Here is a 16544-nt window from a genome sequence, read left to right on the forward strand (position 1 = left end):
GAAAAATATAATGTTATGGTCTTGGCTACCAACAAGATGGTCATCTCGGCTTTGTGGCAAGTTAATGCGGCATCCTTTGAGTAAAAAGCTAATTCCCTTTTATGTTCGTTTTTACGATGTTGATACATCTGTTTTAACTAAACCGCTTAATTCTTTTGATCATATGCTGGATTTTTTCACACGATCTCTTAAGCCAGAAGATAGACCTATTGCTGAAGGTGATGATTTGCTTGTCAGTCCTTCTGATAGTGAAGTTTCTCAGATAGGTTCAATTGATGTTAATTGTACGATTGTTGCTAAAAGTAAAATCTATACACTTCATGAACTTTTAGCTGGGCATGGTGAAGATGTTATACCTGCTTTTTCTAAGGGATCTTTTGCTGTATTTTATCTAAGTCCGCGTGATTATCATCGTTTTCACATGCCGCTTGCCGGAAAGTTACAAACTATTATCCATGTACCTGGTTCTTTGCATCCTGTACGAATCAAACGTTTAGTTAAGTTTCCAAGGGTTTTTTTAGGTAATGAACGATTGATTTTAATATTTGAAACATTTTTTGGTCCAATGATGTTAACATTAGTTGGAGCTACAAATGTTGGGTCGATTCAATTAAATTGTCAGCCTCAGTTAATGACAAATATATCAGGGCAGCGACAAGTGTTTGTGTATGATTCTGATGTTGATTTTAAAAAAGGTGAAGAATTAGGTTTTTTTGCTTTTGGTTCAACAGTTATTTTATGTTTACCGCCTCAATGTAATAGCTTAGATCAAATGCTTTCTGAGGGTAAGTTTTTAAAGATGGGACAAGCTATTGGTCGTGTGAAATAAATGTTCAATTAAGTTTTATTTTTTTCATTAGATTATTATTTTTAATTTTATTATACATAAGCTTAGTATACATATCTCAGCATAAATGTTTTTAATTTGTTGCTTGTTCAAATAATTTTCTAATGAAAGTTATTTTCGGATCATCAGGGTTTTATTTATGTAGATTTAACTTCTTATAATACGTTTTAAGCATACTTTTTAAGCATATTTATTTGGATATGAATAAGCCTATGCATTTTCCTCGTCTAGTGTTTTCTCTGATGTTTTTATTTTTTTTTTTGTTAAGCATATTGCTAAATTTGATTTTGTAGTAAAATGTTTATGTTGTAGTAATCTATATTCCTAGTTTGTCGTTTCTTGTTTTCTTTTTTTATCTTTGGGTGTACATTTGTTGTCTTTTTTATATATAACTGTTTTGGTTTTTATATATAACTTTTTTATTTTTCGTATATAATAAATTTATGTATCTTTTTATTTTTTGATGTATATCTTTAGCATGGGATTTTTATCATTAATATTTTTAGATTTATTGTTTTAAGTGATATTATTTTAACTTTTTATGTTCGGGGTGTTTGTTAAGATTTTATTTTAACTTTTGGGTATTTTCTGGTTTCTTGTTGGTTTCTTGTTGGTTTCTTGTTGGTTTCTTTTTTTCTGAATTTATATTTGAACTCAATGGATGGTTTATTGCTTTGTTTAGTTTTTTTAGAATAGCATTCATTATGGAAGGGTGTTATTTAATTGGCTTCCCAGCCGTTTTCGATGTTTTTTCTCGGTTATGCTTGTTTTTTTTTCATAGTTTTTTATATTTGGCAAGGTATGCGTTTACCACATTTTTTGCCTCGTTGGTTAACTGTCAGTTCAGAGGATGAAGTGTCGAGGGATAAGCAAGATCGTCGTCGTGCAGTGGCTACGCCTGTTGGAGATGGTTTAATGGATAGTGATTTTAAGCCTGCTTCGAACGCGTTACCATCAGATTATTCATGGCAGCGAGAACAATACAGTTATTTATTTTGGTTATTGTTTTTAACAGCAGCTGTTTCTTTGCTTTTTATGGATGAGTTGTTTATTTCTTTGTGTTGGATTGGCCTTGGTTTTACAGCTATTTTAATTGGGAAAAATTTAATTTATAAAAAATTGGTTTACAGTGGTATTTTATTGTATTTTTTTGCATCATTTATTATGTTATTTGAAAAAGTGACCTTAGGTCGAATGTTCTTTCCTATCTTCAATTTACATTCAGCTGTATATGCTGTGCTTACAATTAGTTTATGTGTGTTAGCTTTTCAAAGCCGTTTATGGAAATGGCCACCATCTAAAGGCCGTATGCCAACGAGTATGTTCATTTCTTTTTTATTGCATGTAAGTTGGTCGATGAGTTTAGTTTTTTATTTGACGTCTGAAGTGCAATTAAGTATTGATTTTTTGCTTATTGGTAAGGAGATTTTTGAATATACGTTTTTTAATCAGTGCAAAGCACCTTTAGCAAGTATTGTTTGGGCTTTGTACAGTGTTTTTCTTGCTTGGTTAGGTTTTGAAGGTAAAGTGTCGGCTTTGGTTTTTTCATCATGGTCTATTTTGGGTGTTTCGCTTTTTTCATCACTTATACGTTATGAAAATTTTGTGATGTCTACAGGTGTTAGTTTTATATATGAGTTGATTGTCCAGGGGATAGTTTTACTGGTCACTTATGGTGTACTTTTTTGGCATATTTATAATATTAAAAAGTATAATTGGTGGATTAAAACTTTCCCTACTTTTCCGGCATGGTTAATGACAGCGGGTATTTTACAGTTTTTAGTTATCATTTCTGTTGAGTTAGTTGGCTTATTAAGCTTTGCCCAGGAGCAATTATTTTCCGTGGGTTTACGTTATGATTTTATTATGTCCATGATCTTATCCATAGGAAGTTTGTTTTTATTAAGGATAGCTTCTAAATTTAAATTATCTGCTTTACAAAGTTTAAGTTTTATTATCTTATTTTTAATAAATGTATATTCTTTATTGACATCGTTAGTTTATGATATAGTTGATTATAATCCTGTGGTTAACGGTCGTTTTTTGTTTTTAATCTGGTTATTTGCTGCATCCTTCTATTACTTGTTTTTAGGTGGATCTTTTTTAGCTAGGCGGACATTAATTAAAAAATTCATTAGTATGAGTGGTATTTTACTGGCCTTGGTGGCTTGGTCTCTAGAAATGTATGATTTGATGAACTGGTTGGATATACCATCAGAGTGGTCTAAATTATATGCAGCGGTATTTATTTTATTTCCCCTAGCCGGTATTGGCTTTATTTTTCGTAAGTATAAGCCATTCCTGATTTGCATTTATTTATGTACATCTGTCGTTTTATTTAAAGCTTGGTTTTTAGATTTCCCTGGCCAAAGATGGTTAGTTTGGCGTTTGTTGGTTGCTTTTATTTTTTTACTGTGCTTTATCCATTATCGCTATCCGTTGTTAGTCAAAAGAATTGTGGCGTATGTTGAAGCTTTTTGGAAACGGTTTCAAATTTTACTTATTAAGCAGGCGTATGAATTTAAGAATAGTGAATTAGTCAAAAAAGATTTTTCTGATGATTATATGTCGCTTTTACGCAGAAGAAAAAAGCCATTTTTTAACAAGGTTACGTTGTTTTTTCGGTATACGGCTAAAGAAATGCTAAAAGTTTTTAAAGTTATGATTATCAAGTTTCAGCTAAAACAAAGCAAGTTACTTAAGAAACGATTTTTTGATGATTTCCGCTTGATGTTTTATCGTTTTGTGGCATTAGTTAATCATTGGTTTAATCGAAACAAATAGTTTTTATTTTGGTTTTAGATTTATTCATAAAAAGTTTTTCGTTACTAGGGGGATTTTTTGATGGTAGCAGGAGGTTCCAAGGCTCCGAATAAGAAGGATGTTTTGTTGACTCAAGAGGGTTTAGAGGAGATTAAGCAAGAACTTGAGGACATTAAGATTCGTAAACGACGTGAGGTTGCAGAGCGTTTAAAGGAAGCTATTGCTCAAGGAGATTTGAGCGAGAATTCAGAATATGATTCGGCTAAAGAAGAACAGGCTTTTATTGAAGCTCGTATTGTTGTTCTCGAAAGTATGATTCGTAATGCCAAAATTATTGATCCCGCCAAAAGAGATAAAAATGTTATTGATGTAGGCTCAAAAGTTACGATCCAAGAGTTACCTGATGGGGATCATGAAACATACAATATTGTTGGTCGCGCGGAATCTGATCCTGAATTGGGTCGCATTTCAAATGAATCACCACTTGGATTAGAGTTATTAGGTAAGCGTGTGGGTGATGAGGTTAATGTTTCAGCACCTGCAGGAAATATTGCATTTAAAGTCATCAAAATTGATTAAAGGGTGTTATTTATATGGGGGGTAAATTTTTACATACTTCAGATTGGCATATGGGACGTTTACCCTCAAATCTCCTTGTTGATTTAGATATAGCAGAGCATCGTGCTAAGGAACATCGTGCAACACAGATCGCGATTCTTGATCTGGTGGAATCAGAAAAAATTAATTGGTTATTGTTAGCAGGTGATATCCTGGAACACGGTTGTACGACGATCCAGGATATCAATTGGTTTCGTGATCGATTAGCTTCACTTAAGGCTCATGTGCTAATTTCTCCCGGTAACCATGATCCACTTATACCAGATAGTCCATATTTGTCTTGTCATTGGCCGCCAAATGTGCATATTTTTCAACATGAGTGGTCATATCGTTACTTTAAAGAAGAAGATGTTGTTATTTATGGGCGTGGGTTTACTGATATTTATGAACATAAAGCATTTTTGCCTTCACTTGATGTCCAAGCTAGGTTTTGTTTGATGCTTGTCCATGGTGATGTTTTAACCAATGGACAAGCATATTTTCCGCTTAAATTGTCAGAACTTACACAAATGGCTTTTCATTATATAGCTTTAGGTCATATTCATCAAGCATGGGAAAAAAACCTAATGAATTATGTCCGGACAATTGTCCGTTATTCAGGATCACCTGAAGGTCATACGTGGAATGAATTAGGACCTCGCACGGTAACTATTGGGGCACTTACGCCTTTGGGTGTACAACTTACATATCCTTGTGTTTCAACAGCGCAACATCAGTCTCACGAGCTTCATATGCCATATGGGCAGAAGTTAAATGTTTTTAAAGATTATGTTAATCAGTTATTAATTACAATTGAAAAAGATGATTATCACCTAATACGTTTAACTGGTCAGCAAATAGAAATTGCTGAGCTTACTAGGTGGTTTCAAAAAGCTGGTTTTAGGCGTTTCAAGATGATAGATGAGTCTGAGCAAGCTTTTAATCTAAATGATCTTTTACAGCAAGGTGGTATATGTGCGCATTTTATTAAAAAAATGCAGGCTAAATCAGGAGAAGACAAAGATTGTATACAACAGGCCATGCACCAAGGTCTTAGGGCTTTGTTAGGTGATGCTAATGGAGTGTGAATATTTTGTATATTGAAGAAGTTTTTTTAGATGGCTTTGGTAAATGGATAGATAAACATTGGATTTTAAAACCAGGGATTAACTGTTTATTTTTACCCAATGAGCAAGGGAAATCAACCTGGTTTCGCGCCATTTTTGCACTTCTATACGGCGAAAAGCAAGCTGGGCCTAAGCGTGCTACTAAAATGACCTGGGTCGATATTGATAAACCATGGCAGAGTTCTGCATATGGTGGATATATTATTTATCGTCTAAAAAATGTTCGTTATCGTTTAACAAGAAATTTTATTACAGGTACCTTAAGTGTAGAGAATTTACATACAGGTAAAGATATTACCAATGATTTTCCACGTGTAGCACGTACTGTCCGTTATGTTATGGATAAGCAATTAGGACTTTTGCCAGAAGCCATGTACCATCTGGCTTTTTGGGCTTCACTTTCACCTTACCACGAACGTACTCTTAACCGTCATTTAAAATGGCATGCCGAAGGCAATAATTTATTAGTTCAGCAATTTTCACGTCTATTGGGATGGATTGATACAGGACCGGCTATACAGTCGCTTAAACGTCAATTATTAGATATAGGGACCATTAATACGCGTAATAAACCACTAGGTAAAGCTTTTCTAGCTGAAAAACAAGCTAGCTCTTCATTACATCTTCTACAGCAAAAACAACGAACTTGGACAAGAGGACAAAACAAATTAACAAATCTTGTTTTTTATCAACAATTTTTGTTAGCCAAGCAAAAATTCTTAGGCAAAGTAAAGAATGAACAAGCAAAGCATCAAGATATACTAACTTGGGAAGAACGTCAACTAGCATGGCTGGATGCTAAGCCTGAGACTTTTATGCCAACAGATATATATGATAATTTGCTGGAAAAAGCGGCCTTTTTGAAAATATCAACCCAAAATTGTCAACAATTTAGCGTAAAATATCCTTATGTTAAACACACACCTGAAGAGTTAGTTCAAAAAAAATGGCAAGAAGAACTTCTTCATCAAGAAGTTAAACAATTGTGCCAACAATCGGCCAAGGAAACCAAAAAAAGGCGGTTTTTTGGTGCCATTCCCATACTTTTATTATGTATTTTGCTAGCTTCAGCGTTGCTCTCACTCAATGGAAAATACCTTCTTTTTTTATCTTTACTAGCAGTATATAGTTTTGGCCATTATTTTATTTTACGCTACAAAGGACAAAAATTTCAGCAACAAAAAAATGCTAAAGATCATGATTTAGCCGCTATTTATCAGAAATATAATGTTCAAGACGAACACGGTTGGCAGAAATATTGGCTTGAGATAAAAGATCGTGTACAAAAATATCAAAATATGTTGAAAAATCATAACTTGTCAGAAAATGCCCTGATGCCACAAATAGAGCAATACGGTAATAGTGTACATGAATGGCAAATTTACCATGAAAACTATCTGGAATGGCAACAACAAAAACCGTCTCGGGATAAATCGGGGGCGACGGATGATCTATACCAACTTATGCATGATACTTTAGCTTTACAAGAAAAAAGCTTAGCTTATACACAATACGCAAAAGCACGTCTTGAAGGTATGTTAACCGCTTATTTAACCGAAACTGTGCCTTTACCCCAAGCTTATGCTGAATGGCAAAGAACATGTGATATAATAAATAGTAAATTGCGCGAGCGTAAAGCTTTAGAGATGGCACTTGAGACTTTAAATGAAGTTATAAAAGAAGAGCAACCTGATCTAACTACTTCTTTTGTACCTTATGCTAGTATGTGGTTGAGAGACATAACCGACCAAAAATATGATAATTTAATGGTTGATCCTGAAAAAAATGCTGCTATACGTATTAGATCAAGGGATGGTATGTGGATACCCGAAGAACAGCTTAGCATGGGTACAGCAACTCAAGTTTTTCTTTCCTTGCGTTTTGCCTACTTGGCTTTTTGGCGTCAGAAGACGGATATTTCCTTACCTATGTTTTTGGATGATGCTTTAATTCATTTTGATCAAAAACGCTTACAGATTATGATGGGCCTCTTTTTTAAAGCATCTGAGCATCATCAAATTTTTCTCGCCTCTTGCCATCAACGAGAACAAAATTGGTTTGTTGAACATGGTATTCCTTATCACGAAGTACCTTCGTAGTTTATTTAATAAAATTTAATATATTTTTTCGATCCTTAATTTATATTTTGGTTTAATTGATATTTTGGTTTTATTTTAATTTATAAATCATATCAAATATTAAATATTTTTTGATTATTTAGGTACTTATTGAATTTATTTTTGATTACTTAACTTATTTGAGTTTTTGGTTAATTAAATACTAATATTTCATCTCTCTTTTATTAGCAGGGTATATATTTATATTTCTTTTATTAGCAGGGTATATATTTATATTGCTTTTAATAGCAAGGGTATATATTTATATTTCTTGATGTTGTTTCAACTATTTTAGTTAATTTTATGGTGAATGGGGGATATTATTGGAATTTATTTATTGGAAAAAAGTTGTGACGCTTCATTTGTTTTTTTCAGGTTTTTTTAAGATTTGGATGTTTTCGATCGCTTTATGGATGGTAGGATTATTAGTTATTTTAGTGCGTGAGATTTTACGTGATGTTCCATTTACTATTTCAGATTATTTATGGGATGTTTTTCGTTGGTTTATTCTTTCTTTTGAGATCGGTGCTTATCTATCTGTTCCCATATCATTATTTATGGTTAAAATGAATTGGGGTACGGATAATGAAGAGGTTGTTAAATCTTTTGTTTTGACAATAAATGGTATTATGTTATCTCTTTTTTCTCTTTATATACGATTGAAATTTAATCTGCGTTCTTTTACTTTGCAAACTAATTTTAAGAAGAAGCCTGCTTCTTCAAAACCCAGTAATTTAAAATCAGGTAGTAAGCCAGGGGATTTAGAATTAAAATCAGGTAATAAGCCTGGAAATATAGAATTAAAATCAGTTAATAAATTAACCAATAGCTCAGATTACGATGATAAATTTTCCCATAAGCTACCTTCTCGTGTATCTCGTTTAGAAAAAAAAGAGGCGAGAAGAAAGTATGGTAAGAGGAGATAATGTTTTTGTAATTATTATCTGGGCCCGTACATATCTATATCTCTATAGTTTATATCAAGGTGGGTTGGTGGGATATGGAAGTTGAGGACTTAACAGCAAAAGGTAATGGAGATTTATGTTATGAATTGCCAATGCGGTTAGCGTGGAGCGATGATATTGAATCTTCATTTTTTTTACCTAAACCTTTAATTGAGCAACTTAATTGGTGCGAAGGTGAAAATTATCGTTTGTGTATTGGTAGGGGATGGTTTTTTTGTAGGAATACATCTCCTATTACTTATGAGCTTGTTAAACAGCCTGAAGTTGTTTTAAGCCCATTACAAAAGGCTGTTAAACATTCTCATAAGAGGTATTCGCAGATTTTTAGGCGTTAATTATTTTTTTTGTCTATATTAATAGGAATTGTTTCTTTTATTTTTATTTTTTAAACTTATTTTATTTTTTAAAAATTATTTTATGATTTTGTTTTTTTAAACTTATAATAGTTTTTATTTGTTACTTAATGAAGGGTATAGTTTACCTTTAAGTTTTATAAGGTAAACTTTTATAACCCTTTGTTTTCTTATCTTTTTTTGGCTCAATGTAACACTTTATGTATTTTTTGCTATGTTATTTGATCTTTGTTTATATTTACTTTGACTGATCTTTATATATCTTTTTAATACAATTACTATTTTTTGAAGACATTAAAAATTATTTTTAAGGTTTTTCCTATTTTTGCTATCAAATGCTATGTAAATTATAAGCTTTTTCAGATAAGAGTCAGGAAAAAAATAAGTTTTTTTCCGTTTTTAGCAAAATATAATATATACTCCTATTGTAGTTATGATAAAGTAATTACCATGAGGACGCATTACACGCCAGCTAAAATGGCTAAATTATTGGGTGTTTCTGTGGCAACTTTGCAACGTTGGGACCGCGACTGTGTTTTAAAAGCTTTTCGCACACCAACGAACCGTCGTTATTATACGCATGAACAGTATTTAAACTATATAGGTGCCTCTTCAACAGATAAGGAGGGAAGAACGGTTGTTTATGCTCGTGTGTCGCGTCGAAGGCATTTACATGAACTTGAGTTGCAGAAGGATCGTCTCGGTGAATTTTGTGCTGCTAATGCTTGGCGTATCGACGAGTGGATTTGCGAATATGGTAGTAGTTTAGATTTATCTAGGCCTAAGTTTGTTGATTTAACACTTTCGATTGAAAGGGGCGAAATAAGTAGACTGGTCTTTGCTCATAAGGATAGATTGATTAGATATGGTTTTAATTGGTTCGAGACTTTTTGTAAACGACATGGTGTTCATGTGGTTGTGTTAAATGATGATCGTTTTTCTCCTGAGGAAGAGATTGTTTATGATCTGATTTCAACATTACGTGAGTCTAGTCTGCGTTTAAAAAAATTACGGCGATGCAAACGTATTTTACATGAAGTTTTATTAAAAGAGCTTCATGCTGAAACTGATCGTTTAAGAGGTAAGATGGGTTCTGAAGCGGCGATTTCTTTAGAAACAATGCATGATGATTTAGATGGCGATAATAGAAAGCGGGGTTAATATTCGGACGAGTTTAATTTGAAGTATTTTCCAATTTTCCAATTTTCCAATTTTCCAATTTTCCAATTTTATTATTTTCAATATTTTTATATTATAATTTAGAAGTATAGACTTAATTGGTCTATACTTTTTTTATTTTATACGATTGTTTTTGTTATATGCAAATTCCAAAAAATATTATTATAAAATTATATTTTTTGGATATAAAAATTAATTTTCAAAAAATATACGCGTACATAAATTTAAATCTTTTTAAGATATATCGAGATAAAAAATAGCATTATAAGGAAAAAGCCTTGAATGGGGGATTTTTTTTGATATAATATATTTGTATTTTATGAATATTGATCATTTTTTTATATATAATTAGCTGTTTTTTTCTTTACATTGTTTTCTGCATTTCCCATTAAGTTTTGTTGAACATTTTTCTGTACTTGAAAAAGCTGTTATTTTTTATTTAATTTGATAAATTATAGTTATTTTTTTGCCAATATATCTATAATTTTCTTTTATATTTTTTTTATAAATTTAGTTATTTCGCTTCTGGTTGCAGATCATATGTCAATGGATATATATTATATTGATATCTGCAATGTATAAATATATAGAATTGTACAACTTAACGCACCCTAAAATAAGGGGGGATTAATTGAATTATTTTTATAAAAATATAAGATTAATCCTCAAAAAATTAATCAGAAAATATAGTCCTAAAAATATAAGCTTTACTAACAAAAAGCTAAGGCTTAACGTTATTTTACGCTTGATTTTTGTGGGGTTTACTTGTTTTTTGATCTTAAATGTGACAAAATTCAATTTCGATTATTGGTATATCGGTTCAAATATGACCAATAATCATTTTGAGTTAGAGCGCGATGCTGAACATAATTATTTTGGAAATAACACAGTTAAATCTGATTATAGTGAACATAAGGAAGTTAAACACCAATTAAGGATGTCTTTGACATTTGATGATGGCCCTCATCCTATTTATACAGAGCAAATTTTAAATATTTTACGTCAGTATAGATTGAAAGCAACGTTTTTTGTTATAGGAACAAATGCTGAACTTTATCCAGAATTATTAGCTAGAATTGTTCGAGAGGGACATAAGCTGGGAAATCATTCTGTTACACATAAAAATTTACATGTTTTATTTAATAAAACTAATTTACAAAATGTAATTGATAAAGAGATTTTTTCGCTTAATAAAATTATCGAAAGCTATCAAGGTCATGTGCAATATTTCAGGCCTCCATACGGTGCAACTTTGCCTAAAAAAGCTGGCATGGATATGGAGAAAGTTTTAGAAGAGCAATTAAACATCAAGACGATCCTTTGGTCTGTAGATACCTTGGACTGGCGTTTGAAGAATGAACGTAAGATCATTGATCAATTTGAACGGCAGGTTAATATCTTTGTATCCCACCATCATTATAACAAAGGTCATATAGATGATGGTGTTATTTTGTTCCATGATGGTGGAGGGGACAGATCAAGTACTGTTCAGGCTTTACCCCATATTATTGATTTTCTCCAAGCTCAGGGTATTGCGATTGTTCCCGTAGATGGGTTACATCATTATTAATAATAAATTGATCGATAAAGGCTAAAAAAGATCCAAGTTTAAATATCTGGATCTTTTTTAGCAAAAATAAATTATGTTTAAGAAAAATAAATGATTAATTTTTATATTGGACTTGTCCAATAACCCATGTTAAATAGTGTTTAAGAATCTAATCTAATTCACTAAAAGCTATGCTAATGCTATTTTTGTTTTTAAATTATACCAATAGTATTAAAATATAATAAAAAATTAATTATAATTTGGATTTAAAATTATCATAAATAAATTAAACAATCTTTTTTAAATTTATTTTGCAAAATAAATTTAAAATTATTAATATTATATATTAATAACAAAAACATTGCGTTCTATATATTAACAAAATATATAGAACGCAATGTTTTTTAATTTCAAGGTGTTAAATAAAAGTTAAAAAAATCAAACATGCTTGATAATTTTTTATATCATTATTTCTGATTACGTTTATAGCTTAAAAACCGTATTTTTTAATTATGGTTTTGAATATTCAGAAGCTTAAATCTTTTATAATGAATTTTTTATTATATTTTTATCTTTTTTATATATTAATTACATATATTTTACTAGAAGTAACTATTTAATTGCGTTATAATTTAAACATACTTGTTTTTTAGAGGAGGTAGATTTATACAAAAATTAATATTATACTGTACTTGCCAAAAAAAATAGGCCATAATTTTTGATTTTCAAAAATTAACTTGAAAAGTTTATTATAATCTAAGTTTGAACATTATTTGTTTATACAAAAGATCGTTTTTATTTTTAGAGTAATTTAGCATCCTTATGTTTAATTAATCTAAAAAGAGAATTTATATATTTGTATTGTTATAATAAATTTAATTATATTTATAAATGGTCAAAAAACAAACCTAGCTTTTTTAGGTTTTTACCATATTTATCCTTTTTAATTGCATTTGCAGATTTAGGCTACCTCTTTAAATTGATAACAGTAGGACCTTAGTGCTGCTCTTAATCCTTTTTTCGCACGTGATAAAATAAGCTTCACAGATATATGCGTAGGAATATCTAAATATGATATTATCTCTTTAAGAGATGAAATTAATATATCAATCATATCTTCTATTCGATCAGCTTCTTTTTTAGCCTGATATTTACGTAATCCCTTTAGAAGATTACCATTACCTGTATGTATACAATACATTGCTACAAACATTTGTAAAATTAAGTATCTATCTAAAGCTTTTCTGGATCTGACTTGGTATCCTTGTAAAGCAAGATAATTTTTAGCTGTTCTAAAATAGGTTTCGATTTCCCATCTTTTCGAATAATAATTTAGAATTTCTTCATTACTTAGTTCCATATCTGTGCAAATAAAAGCTTTTGCTTTAGATATATCTTGACCTTCCTTAACGCAAATAAGGACAACTGCATTGTCGATAAAATTAAGATTACCTTCATATCTATAAACGCGATACTTTTGTTTTTTAATGGTAACAACTTTTGCATCTGTATTTTTTATAAAATTTAAAAACATTTTTATTTGATTTTTAATGCCTAAAGGACAAATAACAATATCGATTCTTAATGCACCTATAAAATGAAATCCTTTTTTTAAGCTTGTTTCGATGATCTTTTTTGAAATATACCAAGAATCTACACAAACATATGCTTTGTGATCTGGCTCAGGAGCACTAGATATGATATCGCAAGCAGTATCCATTTTATTACTTTCTGTTTTATTAGCACGTTTAACTTCTATAGGATAGCTTAAACCATCTGTATGTAACATAGCTTGAACAATAGAATGACCATATACACTTCTTTTATCTAGATTAGAATAATGATAACCCGCTGCTTGCATAGGGTGTTAAGCTAATGATGATGGCTTTGTCTTATGGCATACTGTATCGTCAATTATAAGAAAGTAAGGTTTATTTTTTCTCTTAGCTTGATGGATAACTTCTTCATAAGAAACATTTTTAATGGCGTCACTAAGTATTTTTTCATCCCATTTTGAATTAGTCATCATATGGCTTATCGTTTGTCGGCACCTGTTATAAAAGCTTTTTTTATGAATATCTGACAAAGTTCCGTTAAAGTTTTGTGACAACATACCATCAATAATTTGCAAAATATGATTAAAAACAGATGAAGTAAATTGGGATATTAACCCCAATTTACGAAAAAATTTGACCAAATGAGATTTATTTGTTAACCTACAATTAATAGACATTCGCTATCCCCCTGTTGTGTGTTTGCTTAACACTTACATTCTACACAGGTGATAGAGGAATGTCTATTTTTGTTTGTAAAATATTAAAATATAATATATTGTAAACTTTGGAAATACCATAACATTTTCTTGTTTTTATTAATAATTTACATTTTTTTGCTTTTTTTGCATGTACAGTATTATATATTGATCTGGTCCAAAAATTGCTATAAAGAGAGTTTAAAAACCTACTAACATCTATTATTATGGCTATTTTTGTGTTCAGATTATATTATTACTAATCTGCTATATTAATATTTCTTTATGAGTTAGATATAAATAGAGATAATTTTATTATCTTAAGATAGGAGGTTATTTGATGTTTAAAATAAATAGTAATTTGGGTGTTTGGGTTTTTTTAACTTTACCATTTGTATTTTCTAATATGATTTCATTAGCTTCGGATGATAAAAAGAATCTTAAACCAACAGGTCTTAGATCAATTATAGGTGACTTATGTTTGTCTCAGTGTGTAGATAGCGATAATCTTTCAATTGCCCGAAGATTTTTATCATATGAAGATATGATGGATGAATTAGAAACTATTTCTAGCAGTCATACGGGATATATTTTTCCAACACTATATGATTTAGGTATTTTAAGGAGTATACATGAAACTATAAATCGATATGATAATTCTAGTACAGCAATTCGTGCGCGAGGGTTTATGGAATTGCGATCGAGATATATTTCTGTATTTTTCCGACTTGTACCATTTGCTCAAGATCTTATTTCTGATCAAGGAACTTTAACCTATAGCCAACTATTTTTGCGGGTTAAAGGTGCTATGGATGATTTTCTTCAGAGGTCCTCTAGTTTAATGACAGAAATTACTTCGCGTAATTATTATGTATCTGATGATTTAGACCTTTTAATAACCTTTAGATCAGCATTTATTTTATACGCAGGTTCGCCAGATAATGTTATGCTAAGTGATGATGATAAAAAATTAAAACATATTTTTGATGCTATTTTAAAATTTTTACTTAACAAAGATCGTGATATGATTTTAGGCGTAGATATTATGCCTATACGTCGTATATCGATGATATTAAGATACACATTAGCTTTATCACAAGTTAATACTGCTATTCCAGGCACAACAAAAGCTCAAAATACCTCAAAAACTAATAATGACGATTTATTATTACCGAATACATTTTATGAATTTACTATTGAACAGATAATTGAAGAATTGAAAAAAATGACAGCTAGAGTAAGTATTGACATTAATGAATCGGATATAATATTCTTAAGTATAGTTCATGATATGTTACAGAAATATCATAATAGTGGAAATCAGAATTTTTTTTTAAGTTCTTTGGATAATTATTTTCTATACTTTTTTTTATACTTACTAAAACCCGAACAGCTATCTTTAGTTTTTAATAATACACATCAGTCAATTCCGCTTATCAAACGATTAAGGTTATTAGTCGAGCCTATTTTATCAGATGGTTGTTTAACAGAATATTGCATGATAAGAACGCCAAATATGCAAGAAGACATTTATCTTTCAATTTCAAGCGAATTAGAGCCGTTGTTTAAGGTAATGATTGCAAATATTGATATATTATTACGTAACATATCTTTGCGCGCTTTTTTTTTAGAACTTATACAGTCATCTAAAATGTATACATTAGAATCATTTAATGAGGCTATTCATAGAATTAAAAGTATCTTTCATAGAAATGAAAAATTTAACATTCATTCTGGTGACTTAAATCTCTTATATTTGTTTTATGATTATTTATTTTTACTAGAAAATAGAGGGATTTTGAGTCACGATAAGTATGTTAAATTTCATAATATTTTGGGTGATATATTAATAAAATTAAAACCAGAGATTAATAATCTGGATATTATGAATAAACAGGCAATATATGAATTATCTGCTGTACCTTCTTCTTCTCATCAAGGTGAATCTTCCACCAGCGAGTCTACCAGGACTAGCAATATAGTAATTACGTCATCCGATAATTATGCTAATACAGATGATTATTTAGAGCCACAACCCGGATCATCTGTACTTAGTAATGATGGTTATTTAAATCAAGAAGAATTAATGATTGGATTAGAAGAAATTTTAAATAGGCCAGTGATTGTTCTTGATGCTGAAGATTTAGAATTTTTACGTTTTATTAGAGGTAAACTAGAGGAACCTGAAAATTATCTTAGAGGTAAAAAGTATGATAACTATTTAGCTCTAAAAAATAAATACTATGCTTTATTTGAAAAAATGAGCAAGGCTTATCGTGAGCAGCTCGAGCATGCTACACCGATCTTAAAATCATCATGGCATCTAGCAATGATGGTTAGGTTGAGACAAAATATTTATAATAAGTTGCATAAATCGAGACCAATACAAATCTCTTCAAGAGATTTCAATATTTCTCGACAAGAAGTCGTAGAAACATCAAATCGAGATGCATTAGCTAACGATGTATTAGACACACCCGTATATCGAGATCAGCAGTCAACTTATTCCAGATCTAAACCCTATGATGCTTCCTTAGAAAGAAGAAGAAAAAAATTAAAATCAAAGAAACATGATGAATTAAAATGATTAATCAAAATGATGATTTTTTATATTTAACGTTTTTTATTACACATTTCCTTATTTATGAGATATTTATTCATAATTAATTTTTTTATTAATTAAATGAAACCGAGAACATGTTTTAAATTCACAAGAATATAAATCTAAATAATTTTTAATAAAAATAGATCCTGAATGTATAGGATGACGTTTTTCTTTTGGATATAAAAATTAAA

The 16544-nt window shown here is 30.4% G+C and carries 12 protein-coding genes; 10 read left to right on the forward strand and 2 right to left on the reverse strand.

Annotation, left to right across the window (positions count from 1 at the left end; translation table 11 throughout):
• Nucleotides 1-10 precede the first annotated feature (10 nt).
• The 9 genes from asd to VS182_RS05115 all read left to right on the forward strand — a co-directional run bounded on the left by asd (nt 11) and on the right by VS182_RS05115 (nt 11518).
• Nucleotides 11-829, forward strand: coding sequence for an archaetidylserine decarboxylase (gene asd, locus VS182_RS05075; RefSeq protein ID WP_479484088.1), 819 nt, complete (start codon nt 11-13; stop codon nt 827-829).
• A gap of 741 nt (nt 830-1570) precedes the next feature.
• A complete protein-coding gene (locus VS182_RS05080) occupies nt 1571-3631 on the forward strand; it encodes a hypothetical protein (RefSeq protein ID WP_479484089.1) in 2061 nt (686 codons plus the stop codon).
• A 60-nt stretch (nt 3632-3691) separates the two neighbouring features.
• Nucleotides 3692-4189: a transcription elongation factor GreA gene (gene greA / locus VS182_RS05085; protein WP_479484090.1), complete on the forward strand. Its 498-nt coding sequence runs from the start codon at nt 3692-3694 to the stop codon at nt 4187-4189.
• A gap of 14 nt (nt 4190-4203) precedes the next feature.
• A complete protein-coding gene (locus tag VS182_RS05090; protein WP_479492394.1) occupies nt 4204-5295 on the forward strand; it encodes a metallophosphoesterase family protein in 1092 nt (363 codons plus the stop codon).
• Nucleotides 5292-7433 (forward strand): ATP-binding protein, encoded by a 2142-nt coding sequence (locus VS182_RS05095; RefSeq protein WP_479484092.1) that lies wholly within the window; start codon nt 5292-5294, stop codon nt 7431-7433. Before VS182_RS05090 ends, VS182_RS05095 begins: the two co-directional genes overlap by 4 nt.
• 341 nt (nt 7434-7774) lie before the next feature.
• Nucleotides 7775-8377, forward strand: a complete 603-nt coding sequence (locus VS182_RS05100; RefSeq protein ID WP_479484093.1) for a hypothetical protein — start codon at nt 7775-7777, stop codon at nt 8375-8377.
• Nucleotides 8378-8436: 59 nt separating this feature from the next.
• Nucleotides 8437-8751 carry a hypothetical protein gene (locus tag VS182_RS05105; RefSeq protein ID WP_479492395.1) on the forward strand — a complete coding sequence of 105 codons (315 nt, stop codon included), beginning with the start codon at nt 8437-8439 and terminating at the stop codon, nt 8749-8751.
• Nucleotides 8752-9219: 468 nt separating this feature from the next.
• Entirely contained in the window at nt 9220-9930 is a 711-nt protein-coding gene (locus tag VS182_RS05110; RefSeq protein ID WP_479484095.1) for an IS607 family transposase, read from the forward strand.
• A gap of 802 nt (nt 9931-10732) precedes the next feature.
• Nucleotides 10733-11518 carry a polysaccharide deacetylase family protein gene (locus VS182_RS05115; RefSeq protein ID WP_479492396.1) on the forward strand — a complete coding sequence of 262 codons (786 nt, stop codon included), beginning with the start codon at nt 10733-10735 and terminating at the stop codon, nt 11516-11518.
• A 940-nt stretch (nt 11519-12458) separates the two neighbouring features.
• Here the strand turns inward: VS182_RS05115 and VS182_RS05120 are convergent.
• Together VS182_RS05120 and VS182_RS05125 are read right to left on the reverse strand one after the other, a co-directional pair.
• Entirely contained in the window at nt 12459-13358 is a 900-nt protein-coding gene (locus tag VS182_RS05120; protein ID WP_479492397.1) for a transposase, read from the reverse strand.
• 6 nt (nt 13359-13364) lie between these two features.
• Nucleotides 13365-13730 carry a hypothetical protein gene (locus tag VS182_RS05125; RefSeq protein WP_479492398.1) on the reverse strand — a complete coding sequence of 122 codons (366 nt, stop codon included), beginning with the start codon at nt 13728-13730 and terminating at the stop codon, nt 13365-13367.
• 358 nt (nt 13731-14088) lie between these two features.
• On the opposite strand from VS182_RS05125, the gene VS182_RS05130 reads away from it, so the two are divergent.
• Nucleotides 14089-16335: a hypothetical protein gene (locus VS182_RS05130; protein ID WP_479492399.1), complete on the forward strand. Its 2247-nt coding sequence runs from the start codon at nt 14089-14091 to the stop codon at nt 16333-16335.
• The last annotated feature ends 209 nt before the right edge of the window (nt 16336-16544 follow it).

It is taken from the genome of Pasteuria ramosa, from assembly GCF_056496785.1.

Bases quoted from the DNA above. Each gene is read 5' to 3' on its own strand.
- asd (WP_479484088.1), top strand. From the start codon at position 11: ATGTTATGGTCTTGGCTACCAACAAGATGGTCATCTCGGCTTTGTGGC.
- greA (WP_479484090.1), top strand. From the start codon at position 3,692: ATGGTAGCAGGAGGTTCCAAGGCTCCGAATAAGAAGGATGTTTTGTTG.
- VS182_RS05090 (WP_479492394.1), top strand. From the start codon at position 4,204: ATGGGGGGTAAATTTTTACATACTTCAGATTGGCATATGGGACGTTTA.
- VS182_RS05110 (WP_479484095.1), top strand. From the start codon at position 9,220: ATGAGGACGCATTACACGCCAGCTAAAATGGCTAAATTATTGGGTGTT.
- VS182_RS05120 (WP_479492397.1), bottom strand. From the start codon at position 13,358: ATGCAAGCAGCGGGTTATCATTATTCTAATCTAGATAAAAGAAGTGTA.
- VS182_RS05125 (WP_479492398.1), bottom strand. From the start codon at position 13,730: ATGTCTATTAATTGTAGGTTAACAAATAAATCTCATTTGGTCAAATTT.
- VS182_RS05130 (WP_479492399.1), top strand. From the start codon at position 14,089: ATGTTTAAAATAAATAGTAATTTGGGTGTTTGGGTTTTTTTAACTTTA.